Origin of the sequence: Psychrobacter phenylpyruvicus DSM 7000 = NBRC 102152 (assembly GCF_000685805.1) — a bacterium.
GTDB classification, from domain to species: Bacteria; Pseudomonadota; Gammaproteobacteria; order Pseudomonadales; family Moraxellaceae; genus Psychrobacter; species Psychrobacter phenylpyruvicus.
Window position 1 is genome coordinate 108,736 of sequence record NZ_JMKP01000008.1, and the last position, 6,739, is coordinate 115,474.

General features: G+C 39.6%; 6 protein-coding genes and 1 pseudogene. 5 read left to right on the plus strand and 2 right to left on the minus strand.

What is annotated here, in order from left to right; genetic code table 11:
• Positions 1-160 precede the first annotated feature (160 nt).
• Both purN and purM read right to left on the minus strand, forming a co-directional pair.
• The gene (gene purN / locus G561_RS0105110; RefSeq protein WP_167667698.1) at positions 161-862 is read right to left on the minus strand and encodes a phosphoribosylglycinamide formyltransferase; all 702 of its coding nucleotides are present in this window, start codon (positions 860-862) and stop codon (positions 161-163) included.
• A 1-nt stretch (position 863) separates the two neighbouring features.
• A complete protein-coding gene (purM, locus tag G561_RS0105115; RefSeq protein WP_028858591.1) occupies positions 864-1,955 on the minus strand; it encodes a phosphoribosylformylglycinamidine cyclo-ligase in 1,092 nt (363 codons plus the stop codon).
• A 364-nt stretch (positions 1,956-2,319) separates the two neighbouring features.
• Between purM and G561_RS0105120 the strand changes: the two genes are divergently transcribed.
• From G561_RS0105120 to G561_RS15150, 5 genes and pseudogenes are all read left to right on the plus strand, one after another.
• Positions 2,320-3,420 carry an AI-2E family transporter gene (locus G561_RS0105120; protein WP_028858592.1) on the plus strand — a complete coding sequence of 367 codons (1,101 nt, stop codon included), beginning with the start codon at positions 2,320-2,322 and terminating at the stop codon, positions 3,418-3,420.
• A 142-nt stretch (positions 3,421-3,562) separates the two neighbouring features.
• Positions 3,563-4,375, plus strand: coding sequence for a DnaA regulatory inactivator Hda (gene hda / locus G561_RS0105125; RefSeq protein ID WP_028858593.1), 813 nt, complete (start codon positions 3,563-3,565; stop codon positions 4,373-4,375).
• Between the two features lie 115 nt (positions 4,376-4,490).
• Positions 4,491-5,168 (plus strand): DUF2057 family protein, encoded by a 678-nt coding sequence (locus G561_RS0105130; RefSeq protein ID WP_037031701.1) that lies wholly within the window; start codon positions 4,491-4,493, stop codon positions 5,166-5,168.
• Between the two features lie 304 nt (positions 5,169-5,472).
• The gene (locus tag G561_RS0105135; protein WP_028858595.1) at positions 5,473-6,114 is read left to right on the plus strand and encodes a peroxiredoxin; all 642 of its coding nucleotides are present in this window, start codon (positions 5,473-5,475) and stop codon (positions 6,112-6,114) included.
• 378 nt (positions 6,115-6,492) lie between these two features.
• Positions 6,493-6,739 (plus strand): annotated as a pseudogene (locus tag G561_RS15150) (transposase); the annotation flags it as partial.

Consider the following 6,739-nt stretch of genomic DNA (forward strand, 5'->3'; position numbering starts at 1 on the left):
AGAGCTTGCAAGTCTTTAATTGCTTTGAAAGTCATTTTTATTTTATAAACTGTATAACATAAAAAAGCCCAAGTTTAAGACTTGGGCTTTTTATTATTTAAATTAACCATTATGAGCTTTGACTGTTAAAGCAGCTGACTGCTAGCTAAAAGCCTATCTATTAGTTATCTAACCAAAGCTTTAGTGGTAGCTGTGGTAGATAAAGCGTTGCTGCTTTCTGCTTGTTGATGGCATCAAGATTTAATACACCTTGAGCAATTAGTAAGACGGTCCAAGGCAGTACCTGATGTTCAAGCTTTTGGACGCGGGCTTGTAGCTGTTCAGCAGACTCGCTGTGATCGACAGTAAGCATAGCCTGAGTCAATACTTGGCCGGTATCCAGCTCAGCGGTTACGATATGTACGCTACAGCCATGATGGATATCGCTAGATTCTAGGACACGCTGATGGGTATCTAACCCTTTATACTTAGGTAGCAGTGAGGGGTGTAGATTAATCATTGGCGCAGGCGAGCCGCTAATAAATTCATCACTAAGTACTCGCATAAAGCCTGCCAACACCACCAAATCAGGTTGCCACTCATTCAGCTGAGCGCTGGCATGACGCTCGAAGGTTTTGATTCCCATACGCTTACCAGCATTTTCACCTTCAGTGATATGAGAAAATACTGCTGTGGCTATGCCGGCTTGCTGTGCTCGAGTCACCGCATAAGCTTCTTTGACATTACTAATGACACCAACAATCTCGATAGGCAAGCTACCTGAGTTCATGGCATCAATAAGTACTTGAAGGTTGCTACCACTTCCTGAAACTAAGACAGCAACCTTTAACGGTTTTTGCGACAATTTTTGTGAATCAGTCATGTTACGAGTACACCACCGCATCATCAGTACGAGCGATAATTTCACCGAAGATGAAAGCTTTCTCACCGGCATCATTTAAGAGACTAACGGCTTGGTCAGCTACTTCAGCTGGAACCACAACCACGAAACCTACACCGCAGTTGAAAGTACGGTACATTTCAGACTGCTCAATGTTACCGTGCTTTTGCAGCCAGTTGAATAACTCAGGCATCTCCCAGCTTTGGGTATCAATTTTAGCTGCTAAATTCTCTGGCAATACGCGAGGTAAGTTTTCGGTAAAGCCGCCCCCAGTGATGTGTGACATCGCATGTAGTTTGTTATTGCCCAGTGCTTTTTGTAAGGCTTGGATAGATTTTACATAGATTTTAGTAGGGGCCATTAGCGCATCAGCAATAGGCTGACCGTCTAATGTCTCATCAGAGTTGGCAATATCTACGCCGCTAATTTCGATCACTTTACGGATTAGAGAATAACCATTTGAGTGAGCACCACTTGAAGCGATACCAATTAGGACATCGCCTTCAGCGACATTCTCACCAGTAATAACTTCAGACTCCTCAACCACGCCCACACAGAAGCCAGCCAAGTCATAATCCTCATCTTGGTACATACCTGGCATTTCAGCGGTCTCACCACCGATTAAAGCACAGTTAGACTGCTTACAGCCTTCACCGATACCAGCCACAACTGAGGCTGCAGTATCTACATCTAACTTGCCAGTAGCATAGTAATCTAAGAAGAACAGCGGCTCAGCACCACATACCAATAGATCGTTAACACACATAGCCACTAAGTCAATACCGATCGTATCATGACGGTCTAATTGAAGGGCTAGCTTAAGCTTGGTGCCCACGCCATCTGTTCCTGAGACTAATAGAGGTGATTTATAGCCTGTAGGGATACGGCATAAGGCGCCAAATCCACCAAGACCACCAACAACTTCAGGACGAGTGGTTGATTTAGCAATAGATTTAATGCGTTGAACTAGGGCATCACCTGCATCAATATCTACACCAGCGTCTTTATAGCTTAGCGAAGTTGGCTTGTCTTGAGTGGACGAGTTAGCAGATGCATTAGAATTTGGATGGCTCATGGTAGCAGCAGACCTTAATAAGCGAATGTGAGAATAAAATAATAGAAGATTAAGATAAAACTGAGTGCTCAAATTGGTAGAGTAAGCTAAGTTGGGTTACTCAAGTTAGATTACTATCGAATAGCAAACATCAGTTCTCTGGTGGCATTATACGCAAAAACACAAGGCTCGCAAAATTTAACGTGTATTAATTGATGATAAAAACAAAAAATGACTAAAATTCAGTTAATCATCACGCTGTTGTAGATTATTATAGAGTTAATTTTGATTTATTATTTTGTTTTTCACAGTTAAGTTATTACTTATCTCAAAAAAATAACCTCATTTCCTACCTAAAGCTTTTAAATTATAGAGAATACTGTCTATGCAAGTTGCAAGAATTGACCCTTTTTTTAAGCGTTTATTTGCCGTTATTGCCATAGGAATTGGTTTATGGCTTATATATTTGCTAATTCCTGTTATTTTGCCTTTTTTAAGTGCATTTATACTGGCTTATCTTCTTAATCCTATTGTTGCTCGATTGGCTCGTATTATGCCTAGGTGGCTTTCAATATTGATTGTTTATACCGCCATTATTTTGGGAATTGGTGCTTTATTATGGTGGTTGTTGCCTACATTATGGATTCAAATTGAATCGGCTTGGGAATATTTACCCAAATTAGTTGAGTGGTACAACAATGATATTCGCATATGGGTCAATGACAATAGTCGCTTTAATCTACCCCCATTAGAGTCACAAATTGTCTCAGAAACCCTGATGGATTATTTTAATAAAAACTATAATGTGGCAGATGCTCAGTCATTTTTAGTTTATATCATGAACTCAGGACTTGCCGTTATTAATAATACCGGTCTGGTAGTGCTAGTACCTATTTTAACTTTCTACTTCTTATTTAACTGGGATAAGCGTTTAGAAACTTGGAAACAAGCCTTACCGGCTGCCAGCGCCAGCAAAATTATTGAAATTGCGCGCGACTGTGATAAAGCATTAATGGCTTTTATTAAAGGTCAGCTGCTAGTCATGATTTTATTGGGTGTGGTCTATGCCGTACAGTTACAATTGATTGGATTAGAGCTTGGACTGATTATCGGGATGGTGGCAGGCATAGCCAGTTTTGTGCCTTATCTTGGCTTCGGGATTGGTTTTATTGCCGCTATCATCGCTGGTATCTTCCAATTCGGTATGGACTGGTTACAGCTAGGCCTTATCGTAGGTGCCTTTATGGTAGGACAAGCAGTAGAGGGTTATGTGTTACAGCCACTACTATTGGGTGATAAAATTGGACTGTCTCCATTGTGGGTTATCTTTGCTGTACTAGCGGGTGCCAGCTTAATGGGCTTCGTAGGCATGTTGATTGCGTTACCGGTTTCGGCCATTATTAATGTTTTATTCCGTCATGCTTACGCTGCTTATCAAAAGACAGATTGGTATAAAGGTAGAAAGCAGTATAAGTTGTTTGATTAAGTATAGGTTGACTAATAGTCAGTAAGCAGATAACAGAGTGTTTGTTAGGGTTTACTGGCTTATTGCAAGGTAATGTCATATTATTGTTCATAAAATTGTGATATAAATATACAAAGTTATGTCGAGCCGAGATACTAGCCTGATGACAAATCAATTAAGTTTAAATCTAGAAGTAAGGAGAGATGCTAGCCTGAGCGATTTTTCGGGACCGGGCTGGTCGACTTTAATCGATGCTGTTCGTCAACTGCATGTTGGCTTAATTGGACAGATGTATATCTATGGCAGTGCTGCTACTGGGAAGACTCACTTACTTTCAGCTATTTGCGAATCTTATATAGAGATGGATAAGTCTGCTATCTGTCTGTCTTTAAAAGAGCTTGTAAACACAGACGTAGGGGTGTTGGCTTCGCTTGAAAGCTTTGACTTGGTGGCGATTGATGATTTGGAAGCCATTAGTAAAAGTCGTGTGTGGCAGGAAGCCATCTTCCATTTAATCAACCGCAGCCGTGAAGGTCAGGGCCAATTAATCTTTGCAGCCAAAACACCGGCCACAGAGCTACCTTTTGAGCTTCCTGACTTATTAACCCGATTAATTCAGTCTCCAGCGTTTAGAGTGCCAGAGGGGCATGATATTGCAGACAGAAAAGCCATGCTTGAGTCGGTAATGCGTCGACGCGGTTGGCAGTTTGATCCTCGTATCACCGAGCATCTGCTAAATGAAGGGCCACACCGTATTGGCGGTATGCTTGATATCTTAAATGTTATACAGCCATTATTCTCTAACCTAAATCGCTCTCATGTATCGAAGGCTGTGATCAATCAGGCCATTACTATGATTGATGAGCAGACACTTATGGCGGAGCTTGAGGATATTCATCAAGAAGCTCACGAAGATTTCTTATCTAAATCAGAAGAGAGCAATCCTTACCGCGATAATATGACTTTGAATTTTTAAAAAAACATCAGATAATCTTTAAATTGTCATTTTTTCCGGTTATGCTACGGCATATTTTTATTTTTTTTATTAAAATTAATACTCATTTAATTCCAATACTCTTTAAGGCTAGCTCATGACTGATACAATCCACAAGCCCTTGCTAAACAAACTACTAACTTTCGCAGGTATTGGCTTATTCTCAGTATCATTGGCACATGCTGATGTGACTTTAAAAGTAGATGACAATATCAAGGTAACGGTTTTAAACGGTAAGCAGTACAACACTAGCTTATTTCAACCTTTACAACAGACTTTTGTCTTACAGCCAGGTAAGCACGTAATTACTGCTAAATATGATCGTTTGTATGATGATCTGCCTGGGGATAACCATGATTACTTGCGTTCTGGTAATGTGACGGTAACTGCTGATTTGAAAGACAATCAAACCTATCGTTTAGCGATGCCAGGTCAACCAGAGAGATATCATGAAGCCCAAAAATATGCCAAATCTCCAACATTAGCAGTTATGCAAGGCTCAACTGTTATTGCACAGGCCAGCGGCGCTGTTGAAGAAGGGGGTTTGTTCTCAGGATTGTCTTCTTTATTTGGTAGTAATGATGCTCAGGTAGAAAACCAAAAAGCAATTGCTGCGGTCAACAGCTCCTCATCAACCAGCTCAACTACAGCTATTGCTCCATTAGAAGCTACTAGTAATAGTGCTAAAGCTGATACTTTAGATAACTTTATGCAGCTTTGGTTACAAGCAACTCCTGATGAGCGTGAAAAAATTCGTCAGTGGATTCAAAAATAAGCCCTGTTTTGACCCTGCATTCTTGATTAATAAATACTTGATTAATAAATAGACGATAAAGTCTATTAATATTGTTTCTGAAACCCGTCAGGTTGCTGGCGGGTTTTTTTTGACTTGATTAATAAGATAAAAGCGCAGATTAATAAAATAAAAAGTTACAGGCAAACGCTAAAACGGTATAACGCCTTTACAATATGGCATAGTTTTAATATATTTATTTTGATAGTATATTATCAATTGCACAGCACTACTGTGCATGATAGTGGTTAAGTTAAATAAATTAATTATAAATAAGGATTTTATTATGGCACATTTACGTTTAGGTGATGATGCTCCAAACTTTGACGCCCCAACTACTGAGGGTGATATTAATTTTTATGATTGGGCAGGTGACAACTGGGTAGTATTCTTCTCACACCCAGCTGACTTTACTCCAGTATGTACCACTGAATTAGGTCGTGCTGCCGCTCTAAATGGTGAGTTTCAAAAGCGTGGTGTTAAGCCAATTTGTATCTCTGTAGATGATGTAGAAGACCACAAAGCATGGGCGAGTGATATCGGTGAAACTCAAGGTACTGAGTTAAACTTCCCAATCATTGGCGATGAAAATAAAAAAGTAGCCGAATTATATGACATGATTCACCCTAATGCGGCAACTACTCACACAGTACGTAGCGTATTTATTATCGATCCAAAAAAGAAAGTACGTTTAATTTTAACTTATCCAGCAAGTGTTGGCCGTAACTTTGATGAAATCCTACGTGCTATTGATGCGTTACAATTAACAGATGAGTATAACGTAGCTACTCCAGTTGATTGGAAAGATGGTGATGACGTTATTATTCCACCAAGCATCAAAACCGAAGATATTTCAGAAAAAGACTATCCAAAAGGCTTCACTGAAATTAAACCTTACCTACGTACCACACCTCAGCCAAATAAATAAGCTGGGTTTTTGAGTTTAAGGTTTAAACCAGAAACTTAGTAAGCTATAAAAGCTCTCATAACTCTAGTTGTGGGGGCTTTTTTATTGGCTTGTTTAATATGGACTTATCGTGCTAAGAACAATCCATTAACAAATAATGATATGGTGTTATTGCTTCAGTTTGATATGATAAAAGACGAAGTAGGGATAACTAAAATTATAGCTACTAAAAATAAAACTAAATCAAAAGGAGTTTGAAATGAAAAAATTATACTTAACTCGTATGGCGCCTAACCCACGCAAAGTGGTACTTCTGCTACAAGCTAAAGGCATAGGTATCTACACAACTTAAAAAGAGCAAAAAAGAATGATAGAATCTTCCAGTATGGCATAGATAAAATGGAGCTAGATACGAGGCTCATCAAACGATATCAACAACTCGTACACAATCACACTCACCCAAACGGTTATCTACATGCTGGTATGAAAGCAACTATGGATACTAAAAGCAGTTTTGCTCAGACCCAAGCGTTATGGCGATTTGTGCATAATGACAACATCAGCTATCAAGAGCTTAGTAAGCCGTTACTTGAAAACAGCTTACAAGGATGTCGAGAGGACTGCAAACGCTATGGGCTAGTAATGC

Coding starts and splice junctions, on each gene's coding strand:
- purN (WP_167667698.1), bottom strand. CDS start 862: ATGACTGATTCACAAAAATTGTCGCAAAAACCGTTAAAGGTTGCTGTC.
- purM (WP_028858591.1), bottom strand. CDS start 1,955: ATGAGCCATCCAAATTCTAATGCATCTGCTAACTCGTCCACTCAAGAC.
- G561_RS0105120 (WP_028858592.1), top strand. CDS start 2,320: ATGCAAGTTGCAAGAATTGACCCTTTTTTTAAGCGTTTATTTGCCGTT.
- hda (WP_028858593.1), top strand. CDS start 3,563: ATGACAAATCAATTAAGTTTAAATCTAGAAGTAAGGAGAGATGCTAGC.
- G561_RS0105130 (WP_037031701.1), top strand. CDS start 4,491: ATGACTGATACAATCCACAAGCCCTTGCTAAACAAACTACTAACTTTC.
- G561_RS0105135 (WP_028858595.1), top strand. CDS start 5,473: ATGGCACATTTACGTTTAGGTGATGATGCTCCAAACTTTGACGCCCCA.